The organism is Arthrobacter sp. P4_F10, from assembly GCF_056401435.1.
The window spans coordinates 209,800-224,694 of sequence record NZ_JBFUJJ010000003.1 but is presented as its reverse complement, the minus strand read 5'-3'; the positions used below and the strand labels follow the sequence as shown (position 1 = coordinate 224,694).

General features: G+C 66.9%; 16 protein-coding genes and 1 riboswitch. Of the genes, 5 read left to right on the top strand and 11 right to left on the bottom strand.

What is annotated here, in order from left to right:
* Positions 1 to 66: 66 nt before the first annotated feature.
* The 5 genes from AC1DR1_RS05890 to AC1DR1_RS05870 form a co-directional block, all read right to left on the bottom strand.
* On the bottom strand, positions 67 to 717 hold the full coding sequence (locus tag AC1DR1_RS05890; RefSeq protein WP_229994077.1) for an MBL fold metallo-hydrolase: 651 nt from the start codon (positions 715 to 717) through the stop codon (positions 67 to 69).
* A gap of 21 nt (positions 718 to 738) precedes the next feature.
* The gene (locus AC1DR1_RS05885; protein ID WP_229994078.1) at positions 739 to 1,749 is read right to left on the bottom strand and encodes an aldo/keto reductase; all 1,011 of its coding nucleotides are present in this window, start codon (positions 1,747 to 1,749) and stop codon (positions 739 to 741) included.
* Between the two features lie 178 nt (positions 1,750 to 1,927).
* Complete coding sequence (locus tag AC1DR1_RS05880; protein ID WP_229994107.1) at positions 1,928 to 2,350, bottom strand: DMT family transporter; 423 nt, start codon at positions 2,348 to 2,350, stop codon at positions 1,928 to 1,930.
* A complete protein-coding gene (locus AC1DR1_RS05875; protein WP_229994079.1) occupies positions 2,350 to 2,673 on the bottom strand; it encodes a DMT family transporter in 324 nt (107 codons plus the stop codon). Before AC1DR1_RS05875 ends, AC1DR1_RS05880 begins: the two co-directional genes overlap by 1 nt.
* Positions 2,674 to 2,682: 9 nt before the next feature.
* A riboswitch (guanidine-III (ykkC-III) riboswitch) is annotated at positions 2,683 to 2,750 on the bottom strand.
* A 175-nt stretch (positions 2,751 to 2,925) separates the two neighbouring features.
* A complete protein-coding gene (locus tag AC1DR1_RS05870) occupies positions 2,926 to 3,666 on the bottom strand; it encodes a FadR/GntR family transcriptional regulator (RefSeq protein ID WP_229994080.1) in 741 nt (246 codons plus the stop codon).
* Positions 3,667 to 3,910: 244 nt separating this feature from the next.
* Here AC1DR1_RS05870 and AC1DR1_RS05865 point away from each other — a divergent pair, with 244 nt between their 5' ends.
* The 4 genes from AC1DR1_RS05865 (at position 3,911) to AC1DR1_RS05850 (ending at position 8,060) form a co-directional block, all read left to right on the top strand.
* Positions 3,911 to 5,026: an ABC transporter ATP-binding protein gene (locus tag AC1DR1_RS05865; RefSeq protein ID WP_229994081.1), complete on the top strand. Its 1,116-nt coding sequence runs from the start codon at positions 3,911 to 3,913 to the stop codon at positions 5,024 to 5,026.
* Between the two features lie 5 nt (positions 5,027 to 5,031).
* The gene (locus tag AC1DR1_RS05860) at positions 5,032 to 6,219 is read left to right on the top strand and encodes an ABC transporter substrate-binding protein (protein ID WP_229994082.1); all 1,188 of its coding nucleotides are present in this window, start codon (positions 5,032 to 5,034) and stop codon (positions 6,217 to 6,219) included.
* A gap of 70 nt (positions 6,220 to 6,289) precedes the next feature.
* Positions 6,290 to 7,219, top strand: a complete 930-nt coding sequence (locus AC1DR1_RS05855; RefSeq protein ID WP_476992319.1) for an ABC transporter permease — start codon at positions 6,290 to 6,292, stop codon at positions 7,217 to 7,219.
* A 13-nt stretch (positions 7,220 to 7,232) separates the two neighbouring features.
* Complete coding sequence (locus AC1DR1_RS05850; protein ID WP_229994084.1) at positions 7,233 to 8,060, top strand: ABC transporter permease; 828 nt, start codon at positions 7,233 to 7,235, stop codon at positions 8,058 to 8,060.
* Here the strand turns inward: AC1DR1_RS05850 and AC1DR1_RS05845 are convergent.
* Positions 8,057 to 8,749 carry a HutD/Ves family protein gene (locus AC1DR1_RS05845; RefSeq protein ID WP_229994085.1) on the bottom strand — a complete coding sequence of 231 codons (693 nt, stop codon included), beginning with the start codon at positions 8,747 to 8,749 and terminating at the stop codon, positions 8,057 to 8,059. The two genes, AC1DR1_RS05850 and AC1DR1_RS05845, sit on opposite strands and share 4 nt — an antisense overlap.
* Positions 8,750 to 8,919: 170 nt before the next feature.
* On the opposite strand from AC1DR1_RS05845, the gene AC1DR1_RS05840 reads away from it, so the two are divergent.
* Positions 8,920 to 9,522 carry a phosphoribosylanthranilate isomerase gene (locus AC1DR1_RS05840; protein WP_229994086.1) on the top strand — a complete coding sequence of 201 codons (603 nt, stop codon included), beginning with the start codon at positions 8,920 to 8,922 and terminating at the stop codon, positions 9,520 to 9,522.
* 32 nt (positions 9,523 to 9,554) lie between these two features.
* Here the strand turns inward: AC1DR1_RS05840 and AC1DR1_RS05835 are convergent, their stop codons facing one another.
* The 5 genes from AC1DR1_RS05835 to AC1DR1_RS05815 all read right to left on the bottom strand — a co-directional run bounded on the left by AC1DR1_RS05835 (position 9,555) and on the right by AC1DR1_RS05815 (position 14,892).
* Positions 9,555 to 10,259: a hypothetical protein gene (locus tag AC1DR1_RS05835; protein WP_476992318.1), complete on the bottom strand. Its 705-nt coding sequence runs from the start codon at positions 10,257 to 10,259 to the stop codon at positions 9,555 to 9,557.
* A 95-nt stretch (positions 10,260 to 10,354) separates the two neighbouring features.
* Positions 10,355 to 10,534: a hypothetical protein gene (locus AC1DR1_RS05830; protein ID WP_229994088.1), complete on the bottom strand. Its 180-nt coding sequence runs from the start codon at positions 10,532 to 10,534 to the stop codon at positions 10,355 to 10,357.
* Complete coding sequence (locus AC1DR1_RS05825; protein ID WP_229994089.1) at positions 10,531 to 10,908, bottom strand: hypothetical protein; 378 nt, start codon at positions 10,906 to 10,908, stop codon at positions 10,531 to 10,533. Before AC1DR1_RS05825 ends, AC1DR1_RS05830 begins: the two co-directional genes overlap by 4 nt.
* Positions 10,898 to 12,793: a hypothetical protein gene (locus AC1DR1_RS05820; RefSeq protein ID WP_476992317.1), complete on the bottom strand. Its 1,896-nt coding sequence runs from the start codon at positions 12,791 to 12,793 to the stop codon at positions 10,898 to 10,900. Before AC1DR1_RS05820 ends, AC1DR1_RS05825 begins: the two co-directional genes overlap by 11 nt.
* Positions 12,794 to 12,801: 8 nt before the next feature.
* Positions 12,802 to 14,892, bottom strand: coding sequence for a glycosyltransferase (locus tag AC1DR1_RS05815; RefSeq protein ID WP_229994091.1), 2,091 nt, complete (start codon positions 14,890 to 14,892; stop codon positions 12,802 to 12,804).
* Between the last annotated feature and the right edge of the window lie 3 nt (positions 14,893 to 14,895).

Sequence of the window (14,895 nt, the reverse complement as noted above, 5' to 3'; positions counted from 1 at the left end):
GGGGATGCCTATAGCGGCCTTCCGAAAGCGCGGCGGCCGTCCGAAAGCGCGGCGCAAAGCTGAGACTTACCAGCCGCGGGCGCGCCACTCTTCCAGATGCGGGCGTTCCGCACCCAGGGTGGTTGGCTTGCCGTGGCCCGGGTGCACCACGGTGTCATCCGGATACACGTCGAACAACCGCTCGCTGACATCGGTGATCAGCTGGGCAAACCGCGCCGGGTCCTTCTGCGTGTTGCCTACTCCTCCCGGGAACAGCGAATCGCCGGAAAAGATGTGCGCAGGGCCCGCGGGGTCCTGGTACACAAGGGCGATCGAACCCGGTGTGTGGCCGCGCAGATGCACAGCCGTCACGTCGAAGCCGTCGAAGTTGCCGACGTCCCCGTGATCCAGCAGTACATCCACCGGCACCGGAAGCTCCGGGGCATCCTCTGTCCCGGCCGCCGTTTTCACACCCGTGGCTTCCACCAGGGACGGCAGCGCCCGCACGTGGTCCCAGTGCTGGTGGGTGGTGGCAATCAGCGCCAGCTTCGGCGTCGCGGAAGTATCCGCGGCGGCGTCCGTGAGCAGCGCCTGGATGGCGGCCAGATCATCGGCCGCATCGATCAGGAGCTGCGCGCCGGACGCCTTGGCCGTGAGCAGGTACACGTTGTTGTCCATCTCGCTGACCGAAATCCGGCGGATGGTGATGTCGCGTAAAGAGTGAATAAGCGAGTCCATGGGCTTCAGTCTACGGAGGGGCTATTCACGGCCCTGGGACACCCAGTTGGGATCCGCGGAGCGGGAGCCGACGACGGCGTCCGCGGCGGCGTCGAGCGTCTTCAGTTGCGCTGCGGTGAAGACGAGTGCCAGGGCGCCCAGGTTTTCGTCGATCCGGTCCGCCTTGCGCGTGCCGGGGATGGGGACCACGGGGAGCCCCAGTTTCCGGCCCTGCGCGAGCAGCCAGGCCAGTGCCACCTGGGCGGGAGTTGCAGCCCGCCCGGCAACGCTCAGTTCCGCAGCGACCGCCCGCACGGCGTCCACCACACCCTGGTTGGCGACGGCAGCGTCCGCGGCGAAACGCGGGATATTGCGGCGGAAGTCGTTGCTGCCCAGCGTCGAGGCGTCCACGGTGCCGGTGAGGAATCCCCGGCCCAGCGGCGAATAGGGCACAAAACCCACCCCGAGTTCGGCGGCGGTGGGAACCACGTTGCGTTCCACGTCGCGGCTCCAGATGGACCATTCGCTCTGGACCGCGGCGATCGGGTGGACGCTGCTGGCCTCGCGCAGCTCCTCGGCCGTCACCTCTGACAGGCCCAGATGCCGCACCTTGCCGGCCTGCACCAGCCCCGCCATGGCCTCCACGGTTTCCACTATCGGAACGCGGAGGTCACGGCGGTGCATGTAGTACAGGTCGATCGAGTCGGTGCCCAGCCGTTGCAGGCTGCGGTCCACCGCCTGTTTCACGTAGGCGGCGTCGCCGCGGATGTCGGTGTAGCCCGCCGAGGGGGTGCCCACAAGGCCGAACTTGGTGGCCAGCTGGACTTCGCCGCGGCGTTCCTTGAGCAGCCGGGCGATCAGCTCCTCGTTGCTGCCGCCGCCGTAGATGTCCGCTGTGTCGATGAAGCTGACGCCTGCGTCCACCGCGTGATGCAGGGTACGCAGGGCCTCGGCCGGGTCCACCTCGCCGTACACAGGGGTCAGGGCCATGCCGCCGAACCCCAGGGGGCTGACCGTGAGGCCGTCGCCGAGCTGGACTGTTGCTGCCGTCATCTGTTTCTCCATTCGCGCACTGAGTGGTTCCGTCCCTGCCAAGAACCCCGGGGCGCGCGCGGCTATTCCGGCTCACGCTTGTTGACCGGTCGGTTGGCCGGGCCGACGATTCTCCCCACCTTTGACCGTGGCGTGGCCAGTACGACGGCGCGTCGTGGGGACGCGCCGTCGTACTGGCTCATACGTGGGGAGATTGCGCGGGGGACGGTGACTGCTCTGCCTCTTTCGCCGCCCGTTTCTCGGCCGGCAGGAGCTTCAGGCCTGCGGCGCAGCCGACGATCCCGGCGATGAACAGCAGCTTGAGCGGGCTGGCCGGTTCGACGCCGGTGGCCATCGCCCAGCCCACCGTCAGTGCCGCGCCGATCCCCACCCAGACGGCGTAGGCGGTGCCGAGCGGGATGCGCGTTACTGCCATGCCGAGCCCAACCATGCTCAGGGTGAACGTCACCGCGAACACGAGGGTGGACAGCGGGCGGGTGAACCCGTCAGACAGGCCCAGCGCCGTGGCCCAGACCGCCTCCAGCACGGCGGAGGCGAGCAGGATGATCCACGCGAGGGCCGGAGTTGAACGGTTTTCCTGGGGGTAGTTGGCGGCCATCATCACGCCACCAGCTTCAGGCCGACGACACTCGCGGCAATCCCGCCAAGCAGCAGGATGCGGGCCGCCGTCGCGCGCTCAACTTTGGCGATCATCGCGTAGCCGGAGGTCAGGACGACGCCGACCCCCACCCACACGGCGTAGGCCGTTCCGGTGGGGATGGACTGCATGGCGACGGCGAGCCCGCCTGTGCTCGCAATGACGGAGACGAGGAAGACCAAGCCCGGGACCAGCCGGCGCCGGCCGGTGGCCTGCGACGTGCGGTGCAGGGCGGCGGCCCAGACGGCCTCCAGCGCTCCGGAAAGAATGAGAATTAACCACGACATGACGGCTCCTGTGGCCAGTCTTGTCGCGTGCCGGGTACTGAACCGTCGTCCGGAGGCCCGGAAGAAGGGGCCTTGGCCTCCAAGTCTAGCAAAACCGCGTCGCAGCCGGTCGACTTACAGGCCGACGGCGTCGCTCCAGAGCATGAATGTGCGCCCCACAGGGTAGTGCACGCACGGCTCGTCCGGCGAGATAAGGTCTCCGGGCGGTCAAAGGTAGGCAGTCAAGATCGTGGCTCAAAGGTGCGGTGTCGGTCAATAGCGTTTGGCCTGCTCGGTCAGCAGCCAGTCGGTGGTGGCCGAGATGAGGGCCTTGACCCCCGTTTCGGCGGCGCCTGGATCGTGGGCCTCAATGGCGGCTGCCACGTCCTCGAGGATTACCGTGGTGCATCCGCGGTACCCGTCGTCCGTGCAGGGCAGCAGCGTGAGGGTGCCAAGATCGGCCTGTAGCCGGATGAGCTCGCGGGCGAGCCGGGCGGAACGTGCAATGGCCGCGACTTCCAGCAGGAACTCCGAGAGGGCCAGACGCCAGCTCAGGGAGTCATCGTCGGCTGAGGGGATGAACGAGCGCAGCGTGGCGATGTCGGCGGCGTCGGAGCGCCGGGCCGCCACCCCCGCGCAGGCCGCGGCGATCGCCTGGTAGTGCAGCGCGAGGTCCCTGATCTGCAGCCGGCTCAACTCGTGCAGTTGCGCCAGTGCCCGTTCCCGGGAGGGCAGCACGTTGTCGGCGATGAAGCTTCCGCCGCTGCGGCCGCGTGCGGTCCGGATGATTCCCGAGGCACGCAGTTGGGAAAGGGCCTCCCGCGCCGTTACTGCGGACACTCCGAGAGCCGCGGCAAGCTCGGTTTCGTTCGGCAGCCGCTGGCCGCTGGTCAGCAGCCCGGTTTCCACCGCCTGTTCGATCCGGCCGCACACTTCATCGACGAGCCCGCGTGATTTGATCGGAGTGAAGACCGCAGCCAGGCTCCGGGAGGCGCCATTCGGCGACAACAACATCCGGGCCTCCCTTCCCTTCGGCGGTATCCGCCCCCGCCCCGTCCGGGGCGTCCGTGCAGCTTCCGCGGGCGGCGCCGCCGCGCGTCGCCGGGGCTGATGTCATCCTAATGCGGGCTTTGCCGGAGGGTCTATGCATAAAACCTATGAAGTAATAGCATTTGGCCAAGCAGCCCGTGTGGACTGGCTCACATTGCGCTGTGTGGCTCTCTGGTGGACGATCCGGCAACGGAGTAAGGCGCACCCCATGACCGAAACACTGGCCGCCGGCAGCTCGACCGGAACCGAAGAGGTTCCGGCGATTCGCCTGCGTAAGCTCACCAAGGTCTTCGGGGATACGGTCGCGGTAAATGGCGTGGACCTGGACATCCGCCACGGGGAGTTCTTCTCCATGCTTGGCCCGTCCGGCTCCGGCAAGACCACGGTCCTGCGCTTGATCGCCGGCTTCGAGCTGCCCACCTCCGGCAGCATTGAACTCGACGGCAAGGACGTCACGGCGATGGCACCGTTCCAGCGGGACGTCAACACCGTTTTTCAGGACTACGCCCTGTTCCCGCACATGTCGCTCGTGGACAACGTCGCCTATGGGCTGCGGGTGCGCGGCATGCCCGGAAGCCAGCGCCGGCAGCGGGCCAGGGAGGCCCTGGACCGCGTTCAGCTCGGGAAGTTCCTCGGCCGCAAACCCGCCCAGCTCTCCGGCGGCCAGCGGCAGCGGGTTGCCCTGGCCCGGGCGCTCGTGGTCGAGCCGAAGGTCCTCCTGCTGGACGAGCCACTCGGCGCCCTGGACCTCAAGCTCCGGCAACAGATGCAGGTCGAACTCAAGGAATTGCAGCGCTCGCTGGGCATCACCTTCATCTTTGTCACCCACGACCAGGAGGAAGCCCTGACCATGAGCGACAGGATCGGCGTCTTCAACAACGGCAGCATCGAACAGATCGGTACCGCGCACGAAATCTACGAGCGGCCCGGTGGCATCTTTGTGGCCACCTTCGTCGGCACCTCCAACATTTTCGACGCCGCCCAGGCCCAGGCGGTCTATGGCCGGCCAGATCCCTTTTGCATCCGTCCCGAGCGGCTGCGCGTCGCCTGGACCGGGAAACCCGAGCACCGTTCCGGCACCACCTCCCGGCCCGGGACGGTGACGTCGTTCGTCTACGTCGGGCACGCCACCCAGGTGCGGGTGCAGCTCGACGGCGGGCCCGCCGTCGTCGCCCTTGTGCCGGAAAAGCTGCCCGGCAGCGACGCGGAACTGGTAAACGGGCCTGTCACGGTCAGCTGGGACGACGACGCCGTCGTTTGGCTTCCGGCCAGCGGTTCCCACACCGATTCACCGCAGACCGATTCACCACAGATCGAAAGGTAAGGATCATGGCTCCTGGAACAAAGGCCTCCCTCGTGGTCGGGGTGGTCGCGGCGGCAACCCTCGCGCTGTCAGCCTGCGGAACGAGCGGCGGATCGGGTACCTCAGCGTCGGCGCAAGCTACCAAGACTGAGATCGGCACCGGTGAGGGCCAGCTGTCCATCCTCGGGTGGCCCGGGTATGCCGAGGACGGCAGCAACGATCCGGCGGTGGACTGGGTGCATCCGTTCGAACAAGAGACCGGGTGCAAGGTCAGTTTTAAGCCGTTCGGCACCTCGGACGAGGCCGTGACGCTCATGCGCACGGGTCAGTACGACGTCGTCTCGGCCTCCGGGGATGCCTCGCTGCGCCTGATCGCTGGCCAGGATGTGCAGCCGGTCAACATGAGCCTGCTGAAGAACTATCCGGACATCTATCCGTTCCTGAAGGACAAGGCCTGGAACACCGTCAACGGTGTGAACTACGGGATGCCCCACGGCTGGGGCGCCAACCTGCTGATGTACACCACGGACAAGGTCACCCCGGCGCCCACCTCCTGGAGCGCGGTGTTTGACGATGCTGCCCAGAACACCGGCAAGGTCACGGCCTACGATTCGCCGATCTACATCGCCGACGCCGCCGTCTACCTCATGGCGCACAAGCCGGACCTGGGCATCAAGAACCCTTATGCCCTCGACAAGGACCAGCTGGCCGCCGCCGTCGACCTGCTCAAGCAGCAGCGCGCGCACATCGGCGAGTACTGGAGCGACGTCCTCAAGGAAGTCCAGGCCTTCACGTCCGGGAGTACCGTGGTCGGCACCACCTGGCAGGTGGGGGCCAACATCGCCACGGCCGACGGCGCCAAGGTCGCAACCCTTGTCCCTGACGAGGGTGCCACCGGCTGGTCGGACACCTGGATGATCGGGTCCAAGACCAAGAACGTGAACTGCGCCTACAAATGGCTTGACTACATCGCCAGCCCCAAGCCGAATGCCCAGGTGGCCGAGTACTTTGGCGAATCCCCGGCCAACGCGAAAAGCTGCGAGCTGACCACTGACCCTAAGCACTGCGAGACGTACCACTCCGGTGATACGGCCTACGCCGAGAAGATCTGGTACTGGACCACCCCGGTCGCCCAGTGCCTCGATGGCCGCAAGGACGTCAAGTGCACCGACTATTCGGAATGGACCAAATCCTGGACGGAAATCAAGGGCTGATTCCGGACATCGGGCCGCAAGGGATCCGGAAGAAACGGCCGGCCCGAGGGTCGGCAGAAACAAAGGCGAGATGGCACAACAATTGCAGCAGCTTCCGCCCGGCTCACCGCAGAGTGCCGGGGCTGTACCCCGGGCGAAAGCCAATTCCTTCTCGGCGCTGCTGCACCGCTCGCCCAGGCTGCGGCTTGCCGGGCTGCTCACGGCCCCGGCGCTCTGGCTGGTCCTTGACTATGTCGCGGCCCTGGCGGCACTGCTGATCACGGCGTTCTGGACCGTGGACACCTTCACCGGAGAGGTGTCCACGGAGTGGACCACTGAAAACATCGTCACGGTCCTGACGGATCCGGTGTACCAGCGGATCACTCTGCGGACAGTGTGGATTGCCGTGGCGGTCACCGTGATCGACATGATCCTTGCCCTGCCCATCGCGTTCTTCATCGCCAAGGTGGCTCCGGCCCGCTGGGAGAAACTGCTCGTGGTGGCCGTGCTGATGCCGCTGTGGGCAAGCTACCTGGTCAAGGCCTACGCCTGGCGGAATGTCCTTTCCGAGGGTGGCCTGCTGGAGTGGCTGGGGGCGCCGATCGGCCTGTCGTCGCCGGGCTACGGCGAGACCGCCGTCATCGTGACCCTGTCCTACATCTGGCTGCCGTACATGATCCTGCCGATCTACGCGGGCTTTGACCGGGTGCCCGACTCCCTGCTTGAGGCCTCCGGGGATCTTGGCGCGAAGCCGCTGACCACCATGCGCCTTGTCATGCTTCCGCTGCTGGTCCCTTCGATCATCGCGGGCACGATCTTCACGTTCTCCCTGTCCCTGGGTGACTACATCACCGCGCAGATCGTCGGCGGGACCACCCAGATGCTGGGCACCGTGGTTTACGCAAACGTCGGGGCGGCGAACAACCTGCCGTTCGCCGCCGCGGTCTCGCTGGTTCCGATCGCCATCATCATGTTCTATCTCTTCATCGTCCGGCGTACCGGCGCCCTGAACAGCCTGTAGCGAAAGGCGCCTCATGAGACTTTCCCGTAGCGCCAAAGTGGTCCTGGGCGTCATAACCGGGCTGGTGCTGTTGTTCATCTACACGCCGCTGCTGCTGGTGGTGGTGAACTCGTTCAACGCGGACCGGACGTTCGGCTGGCCGCCCAAGGGCTTCACGCTGGAATGGTGGGGCAAGGCTTTCGACTCTCCCGGCGTACGGGATGCCGTCGTGTCCTCCGTGTGGGTGGCATTGGTCTCGACCATCGTCTCGCTGGTGCTGGGAACGCTGCTGGCGATCTCACTGCAGCGCTATGAGTTCTTCGGCCGCGACGTCATCAGCCTCCTGGTGATCTTGCCCATCGCATTGCCCGGCGTTGTCACGGGCATCGCCCTGAACAACATGTTCACCACCATCCTGGGCGTCCCGCTGAGCCTGTGGACAGTGGTGATCGCCCACGCGACCTTCTGCATGGTGACCGTGTTCAACAACGCGATTGCACGGCTCCGCCGCACCAGCGCCGGCCTGGAGGAAGCGTCGTCCGATCTCGGCGCCGGCGTCTTCACCACCTTCGGCTTGGTGACATTCCCGCAATTGCGCTCTGCCCTGCTGGCCGGCGGCCTGCTGGCCTTCGCGCTGAGCTTCGACGAAATCATCGTCACGACGTTCACGATCGGGGCCGGGGAGACCACGCTGCCGATCTGGATCCTGCAGAACCTCTTCCGCCCGAATCAGGCGCCCGTGGTCAATGTCGTGGCCGTCGTGCTGATCGTGGTCTCGATCGTCCCCATCTGGCTCGCCCAGCGCTTGTCGGGGGACTCGGTGGGAGTCAGCGAGGCCAGGGTGAAGGCGGACGGGCGCTAGTCCGAGCCGGCCTCCGCCGCCGGATCGATGGAAACGACCGCCAGGAAGCCACGGCCCAGGATTTCCGGCGTGGCGGTATCAGCGCCGACGACGGCGTCATAACGGTTCAGTTCGACGCGCTCCGGCTCAGCAGCGACGGCGCCCGTCGGCGCTGTGGGGATCGGCGCCGTGGGGACCGGCTCTGTGCCCGTGTCGGCTGCGGGCGCGGGGCGGCCCGCAGTCCCGGGGCTGACGGTCCCTTGGCCCTGCAGGAGGATGCCGAACTGGCCTTCGAACACCGGATGGGCGCGTTTCTTGGACAGCTCGATGATTGACGTGTAGCCCTTGAAGGCGCCGTTGCGGGTGATGACGTTCAGATCCCGGATGTCGCCCGTGGGCAGTGCCCCGGCCGAGGCCGCGTCGCCGGAGAACCGGAATGGCCGGTACTTCTCCAGCGGGTGCTCGGCGCCGTCTACGCTCAGGAGCAACAACTCGCCGTCAATGACCGTCAACACGCGGTCCATTCCGGCGAAAGCGGAGAAGGGGCCGGCCTTGGATACCTCGGCAATGCTGACTCGCCAGTCCCATGCGTTTTCCTGCGCGGCGGTTTGCGCGGACGAGGCCCGCGGATGGCGTGCCACTTCGCGCGTCACCCCGCCGCCGTTGCGCCAGGGGTGGGCTTTGAGCTCGGCATAGCGGATGATCTCCATGGCCCCAGCCTATCGGCCCGGCTCTGGGCCCCGGCCGCCAGCCGGCTCGGCCGGCGCCGCCGCCGATGCCGATGCCGACGGCGACGCTCCTGCCGGCGCCGACGCGAAGTCGGCGGCGGCGGTCCTGTCTTGCTAACGTCAGAGGCAGGAAGCGTGCGGAAGGAGCCTGAATGTTTGTCAAAGTGTGCGGCCTTAGCACCGCGGATGCGGTCCGCGTCGCGGCAGGTGCCGGCGCGGACGCTGTCGGCTTCGTCCTGACCCGCAGCCCCCGGGAGGTCACGCCGGAACAGGTCAGGAACCTCCTCGCCCACGTCCCGAACGGGTTGCCCGCGGTGGGCGTGTTCCGGCACGAACCGGCCGCTGACGCCGTCGCCGTCGCCCGTGAGGCGGGCCTGGTCTGGGTCCAGCTCCACGGCGACCGTTCACCGGCGGACGTCCGGACGGTGCACGACGCCGGGATGAAGCTGATCCGGGCCGTCACCATGGCTGCCCCTGCGGAAGCCTTCGACCATTGGGGTGAGGAACTGCTCCTGATCGACGCCGCTGTCCCCGGCTCCGGGGAAGCCTGGGACTACGGCTCCGTCCGGGCCAAGGCACTGGCCGGACGCAAGTGGCTGCTCGCCGGTGGCCTGGATCCCGCCAACGTGGCCCGGGCAGCGGCGGAGGCCGGGGCGTGGGGCGTCGATGTGTCTTCCGGTGTCGAGTCGGCGCGCGGCATCAAGGACCTTGCCAAAATTGGGGACTTCGTGCGGGCGGCCAAGGAGTCCGGATGAGTCCGGAACCGCCCGCCCACTATCGGAGGGAGCTAGGAGCGTTTGATGATGACGTCATCGATGTATTCGTCGCCCTTTTGCCGGTTGTGCTCGGCCCCGAGCTGAACTTTGCTCAGGCTGCTCCCCAGCATTTTGACGCTCGAGCTGCTGTATCGCTGCACGCCGTCGAACCATACCTGGATTGTTGAGGCGCTGCCGTTGGCGGTCACCCGCATGCTGACATGGTGCCAGGCGCCAAGGGAGATGCTGCTGGAGATCAGCTTCGTGTAGACAAAGGTGCCGCTCGGTGAGGTGACCCGGAGCCACAGCTGCCCGTTGCTGTTGTAGCGGTAGATGTCCGCGACGCGGGTGGAGCCGGAGAAGAAGCGGAAGTACGGGACGTCATTGCCGGAAACGCCGGCCACAGTGATGTTGAACCAGCCGTCTGCGTACGAGGTCTTGGTCCCCGAGGTGAAAGCCGGGGCGGAAAGGTTTGCGAGCGAACCGGAATCCGTGGTCACGTGGAGCTTGGCTGAATGCGTCCCGGTATGCCCCCGCGAACTGGAAATCGTTGCCGTGCCGGTGCCCGACACTTTGGGGATGAGGCCGCAAAAGCCGCCCGCTTCAAAACTCGTGGCGAGCACAATGGTGCCGGGATAGGAGTTTTTCGGCGCGGGGCTGCACGTTGCGGCGGTAGCAGCCTGGGCGGAACCGAAGACAAGGGAACCGGCTACGAGCAATCCGAGCGTCCCAACCATGCTGAGGGTTCTTAGTTTTCTCATTGAAGATACTTTCCGTGATTGGTTCGACTTGTTGTGCCCTTGTGCCGCGGCACCGGGAGGGCGGCTTTCTGTCATGCAAGCTGCGCCAGATGCACCAACTGCACGACCGCCGCGACGCCGACTATGGCCAGCAGGGCTGCGGTGATGATCACCACGGCGCGCGGCAGTGCCTTGTCCGGCTTCAACACGCGCAGCACGTCGCAACTCACGAGTGCCGTCACTGTGGCCAGCCCTGTCAGGAAAATAATCATTTCGCACGCACCAGGGCCCGCTTTGGCCTCTTGAGCTCAAGGCCCAGGAAGGCGAGCGTTACCAACGACAGGACGCAGACGCCTGCCGGCGGTGACCAGAGCCGTGCATAGATCATCGCCGTCGCCACGAGGGTGGACATCGCGAGGCTGAAAGCAATTGCGATGGCGATGCTGAGGGGCAGCGCTCCAGTGGCCTGGGCTGAGCGCGGGGGGTCGAAGCGGAGGAGCAGCACCAGCGCGGTTCCAGGCCCGGCCAGCATCAAGAGGCCGATCACCGCCAGGCGCAGGCCCTCGGGACCGACAAACGAGAGCGGTACGGCGGCTAGGGCGACGGCTGCCGTCGCATAGCTCACGTAGCTGCGTTCAGTTGCCATTGCTAACTCCTTCGATGTGAAAAATCACGCCGCCGGCGTTTTCATAAACCTTCGTCCAGCCAGGACTGGTGGCGCATGTGGCGGTAAAACGTTGAAGATCGCCGATGGGAGTCGAGCCGCGAAGTTCGGCTGCCTCCTTCTGGCTTTCGGTCACGATGAGGTACGCGCCCGCTTTGTGGGCGATCTGGTTGACCGCGTCACAGCTGAGCGGCGCGGCGTTAGGAATGGGCTCGGCAGCAACGAGCGCCCGGTAGTCATAGTCCGCGTAGTGCTGGTATCTCCACGGGGTGTTGCGAACTGCCTCAATGAGGACGGCGCCGGTGGGCGCAGTCGAGTAGAGGCGGTTCACGACGGCGATTTCGTCGTCGTTGAAGCTCTCCATGCCGTCGTTTCCGTAGCGGGAGACGACCGTGGCCGTGGCCAGTACCGCGCCCATCAGCAGCAGCCCAAGGGCTCGGCGCAGGCTCAGCCCGGCAGTGTTTTCTGACATCAGCGGCAGCACCGCCAGGCACACGGCAAACGGGAGGCTGAACAGGTACAGGCGCAGGAGCAGTTCGCCGCCATATGGCTGGAGGGGAATCAGGACCAGCGGCGCAAGCGCTGCGGCCGCGGCCGCCAGCCACGGTGCCTTCCGGCGGTAGCCCACGATGGCACCGGCAACGGCGAGGATCCAGACCAGCGCCACCTCGGCCATGCGCGTGTAGACGACGAACACGTGGGCATCGCTGCCTGAGACCCTGGTGCTCAGCGCACCGAGGCTGTTCGCGCCGATGTCACCGAGCGAGCCGAGCAGCTGGCCGAAGTGCCCCTCCAGGAATGTTGAAGCCGCAAAGAGCAGCCAGCCCATGGGCAGGACCACGGCCAGGACTGGCAAGAAGCGCAGCCGGAGACGGCCGGTCAGCAGCAGTACGGCGAGGATGGGGATCACGGCGAAGGGGCTGAGCTGATGCGAAGCCGTCATGGCCAGCAGGAGCAGCGCGCAGACCACGACGAGCACCGCCGTGTCCGCCCGGAGCGGCTCCACGGCGCCGTACCGCGGGACTGAGCTGTCCAGCTTGCTGACATTCCGGGCCAGCCACCGGGAGAACTTGGTGCGCTCCGTGGGCCAGGCCCAGCCGCCGAAGACGCTGAGCAGGCAGGCAATTAGGGTGAGCAGGAGGACGAACGAATATGCCTGCGGCGACAGATAGTCCTGCCCAATCCAGCTGGCCAGGTAGAAGATCCAGACAGCCGCCCACGCCTGGCGCGGATTTGCCGTCAACCGCCGTGCCAGGGCCAGCAGCGGGGCGAGCAGGAGGATGTTGATTCCCACCGGCGCCCACGTTGCGATGCCGAAAAGGTCCTTGGCGCCCGTTGCGCCGGAGAGCATTCCCAGCAGGCTGAAGAATCCGGGCCAGTTGAAGTACGCGTCCAGGGTCGGATCCAGCTGGCCCGATTGGCTAATGGTGTCGGCAATGCCCATATGCCGGAAACTCGCCTCGAGCCGGGGCAGGCCATGGATGATCGGGTCAGCGCCATCGAGGAGAACCACCGTGACTATGAGCTGCCAGGTCAGAAGTGCCGGAACCAGGCGGCGGAGGCTCAACGAGGCGACAAATCCGGCCAGGCTGAGCGCGAGCGCAACGAAATAGGCGGGCGGGAGGGCGCCAATGAGCCCGGCACCGCCGATCCGAAGGGGATCGACCTGGGTCATGCTCCAGACGCCGAGGGCGAGGGCAGCCGCGGCCGCCGCGGCCAGGGCACCGATGTGCCACGACGGCGTCAGTCCGAGGTTGCGGTGGGTGGGCGGTTTGGCGCCGCCGACATGTGCATGCGCATGCGCCTGCGCCTCGTGCCGGTGGGCGGTGCGCACCGGGAGACTTGTTGCCGTTTCGTGTGTCATCATTTCTCGATTCAGGTCGGCTGGTGGCGCGCCGCTGAAGGAATCTCGCCTGCGGTGGTGGCGGGCTTCACTCGGGTCAGGGTGATCAGTCGCCAAGCGGCAGCCAGCGCAGCCGTCGCTTGGGCAATGGCCCAGAGGACGGAGACGCCGGTGAGGCCAAATTGCTGCGCCACGGCCGCGGCGGGTGCCACGACCAGGATGGCGGCAAGGATGGCGACTGCCGTGGATTCGAAAAGCCGCCCTTGGGCCCGGCACAACCCGTAGTAGACCTGGGTCACGCAACTCAGGAGGAGTGCCGGAACGAGTACAGGAAGAAGGACCCAAGCGGACGCGTACTGCGGCCCGAGGAAGCCCAGAAGCAGTGGCCCGGCCAGCATCAGTATCAGCCCGGCCAGGAGAGTCAACAGGAAGCTGGCCCGCAGCGCGGAGGCGAGGAGGCCCGGCCGTGCCCGCGTCCCCGCGAGGGCCGTTTGCAGGGTAAATCCGGCCGACTGCGGCACGAAGAACACCGCCGAGGCCATCATCCACACCACGTACCAGGCGGCAGTCGGGGCGGGGCCCAACGTAGCTGCAACGATGAGCGGAAGCAGGTAGCCGGGCGCGCGGTCGGCGAGCGTGAGGGCGTGGTTGGGGAGTCCCGGCTTCAGGAGTTTTAGGGCCGGGCGCGGCCGGAGGCCATGCCTCCAGTCCGGGGACACATGGGCCCGGCCAAGCTGGCGCAGGCCTACGAGGACGCTGGCCAGCGCGCCGGCGGCAACGGCGCCCACAATCACCGCCAGGTCACGGAGTCCGACGGCGAGCGCGGCGGCCAGGAAGACGAGCTGCACGAGGCTCTGCGCGAGGCTTCTGACCAGCGTACGGTCGGCCCGTTCCTGGGCTACGCCCACGTGGTCAAGCTGGTAGGCGGTGGCGGCGAGCAGGGCCGTGGCCAGGAATAGGACCGTGACCAGGGGGTCGACCCAGGCTTCGCCCACACCTGTGCCGAGCCAATAAGTGATGGCAACCAGCAGGCCAGCGCCCAGCAGGGAGAACGTGGCGACGGTAAGCAGACTGGTGGCGATGAGGCGCCGGCCGCCATCAGTTTCCGCGGGAAGAAGCGTAAGGGTGGCGGGCCCGACGCCGAGCATCCCCAGCTGCACGGTCAAGAGCGCGGCCGAGACCACCGCGGAGCCAAGACCTATTTGCTCCGGCGGGAGCGCGATGGCCGCGAGGGCCCAGAACAGGAAGCCCGCCACCATGGGGGCGATCCTCGCAGCGGCCAGCCATGCGGCGTTCCCTCCAACCGAGATGGGTTTGTGGGCCGGCCGCAGGAGCTCGCCGGCCATGGCGCGGTAGTTGTAGAGCAGGAAGCCCATCCAATACGGCAGGAAGCGGGGTGCGCGGACCAGGGACAGGCCCACGCCCCGCACAGTGGCCAGCAGGGGTAGGATCACCAGCCAGATGTGGCCCGTGTGCTTGCGGACGGTCCGGGCCATCCCGGCCCCGTCCTGGAGCCACTGGTCGCGGGCGTAATCGAACGTGTCGTCGAACCGGTGCCTGACCACTACGGAGTCGGAGACGCCGAGCCGGTACCCTGCCTGCTCCAGCCTGATCCTGAGCTCCACATCTTCCCCGGAGCGGAACTCGTCGTCGAACCCGACATCGAGCAGCACGTCGCGGCGCATCAGCGTGGCGCTGACGCCGAACCACTTGCGCACCCGGCTGTGGTTGTGGTGCCAGGCCAGCGCGGCCCCCCAGTACCCGGGCCCGTCGGCTTCGCTGGCGAGCCCGAATTGCAGGCCGTCGTAACCGCCGGCCTCGAATTCGGTCAGCAGCCGGGGCAGGCTCTTCGACGGAAGGACGACGTCGGCGTCGATCAGGGCGACTACCTCCCCGGTGGCGCTTCGGGCGCCGAGCATCCTTGCGGCGGGCAGGCCGCGTCCCTCATCGGAGATGACAGTTGCCCCGCAGTCGCGGGCGATTGCGGCCGTGTCATCCGTCGAGCAGCCATCGACCACGATCATCTCGTGTGGCTGTTGGCTGCGGATCGACTCCAGGCACTCGCCCAGCCAGGCTGCGGCATTGCGTGCCGGAACGACAACCGACACCTTCAGATCGCTCACGTG

Excerpts from the sequence above, each read along its gene's own strand:
- AC1DR1_RS05830 (WP_229994088.1), bottom strand. The coding sequence starts at position 10,534 with ATGATTATTTTCCTGACAGGGCTGGCCACAGTGACGGCACTCGTGAGT.
- AC1DR1_RS05855 (WP_476992319.1), top strand. The coding sequence starts at position 6,290 with ATGGCACAACAATTGCAGCAGCTTCCGCCCGGCTCACCGCAGAGTGCC.
- AC1DR1_RS05885 (WP_229994078.1), bottom strand. The coding sequence starts at position 1,749 with ATGACGGCAGCAACAGTCCAGCTCGGCGACGGCCTCACGGTCAGCCCC.
- AC1DR1_RS05835 (WP_476992318.1), bottom strand. The coding sequence starts at position 10,259 with ATGGTTGGGACGCTCGGATTGCTCGTAGCCGGTTCCCTTGTCTTCGGT.
- AC1DR1_RS05870 (WP_229994080.1), bottom strand. The coding sequence starts at position 3,666 with ATGTTGTTGTCGCCGAATGGCGCCTCCCGGAGCCTGGCTGCGGTCTTC.
- AC1DR1_RS05825 (WP_229994089.1), bottom strand. The coding sequence starts at position 10,908 with ATGGCAACTGAACGCAGCTACGTGAGCTATGCGACGGCAGCCGTCGCC.
- AC1DR1_RS05845 (WP_229994085.1), bottom strand. The coding sequence starts at position 8,749 with ATGGAGATCATCCGCTATGCCGAGCTCAAAGCCCACCCCTGGCGCAAC.
- AC1DR1_RS05860 (WP_229994082.1), top strand. The coding sequence starts at position 5,032 with ATGGCTCCTGGAACAAAGGCCTCCCTCGTGGTCGGGGTGGTCGCGGCG.
- AC1DR1_RS05850 (WP_229994084.1), top strand. The coding sequence starts at position 7,233 with ATGAGACTTTCCCGTAGCGCCAAAGTGGTCCTGGGCGTCATAACCGGG.
- AC1DR1_RS05865 (WP_229994081.1), top strand. The coding sequence starts at position 3,911 with ATGACCGAAACACTGGCCGCCGGCAGCTCGACCGGAACCGAAGAGGTT.
- AC1DR1_RS05875 (WP_229994079.1), bottom strand. The coding sequence starts at position 2,673 with ATGTCGTGGTTAATTCTCATTCTTTCCGGAGCGCTGGAGGCCGTCTGG.
- AC1DR1_RS05820 (WP_476992317.1), bottom strand. The coding sequence starts at position 12,793 with ATGATGACACACGAAACGGCAACAAGTCTCCCGGTGCGCACCGCCCAC.
- AC1DR1_RS05880 (WP_229994107.1), bottom strand. The coding sequence starts at position 2,350 with ATGATGGCCGCCAACTACCCCCAGGAAAACCGTTCAACTCCGGCCCTC.
- AC1DR1_RS05840 (WP_229994086.1), top strand. The coding sequence starts at position 8,920 with ATGTTTGTCAAAGTGTGCGGCCTTAGCACCGCGGATGCGGTCCGCGTC.
- AC1DR1_RS05890 (WP_229994077.1), bottom strand. The coding sequence starts at position 717 with ATGGACTCGCTTATTCACTCTTTACGCGACATCACCATCCGCCGGATT.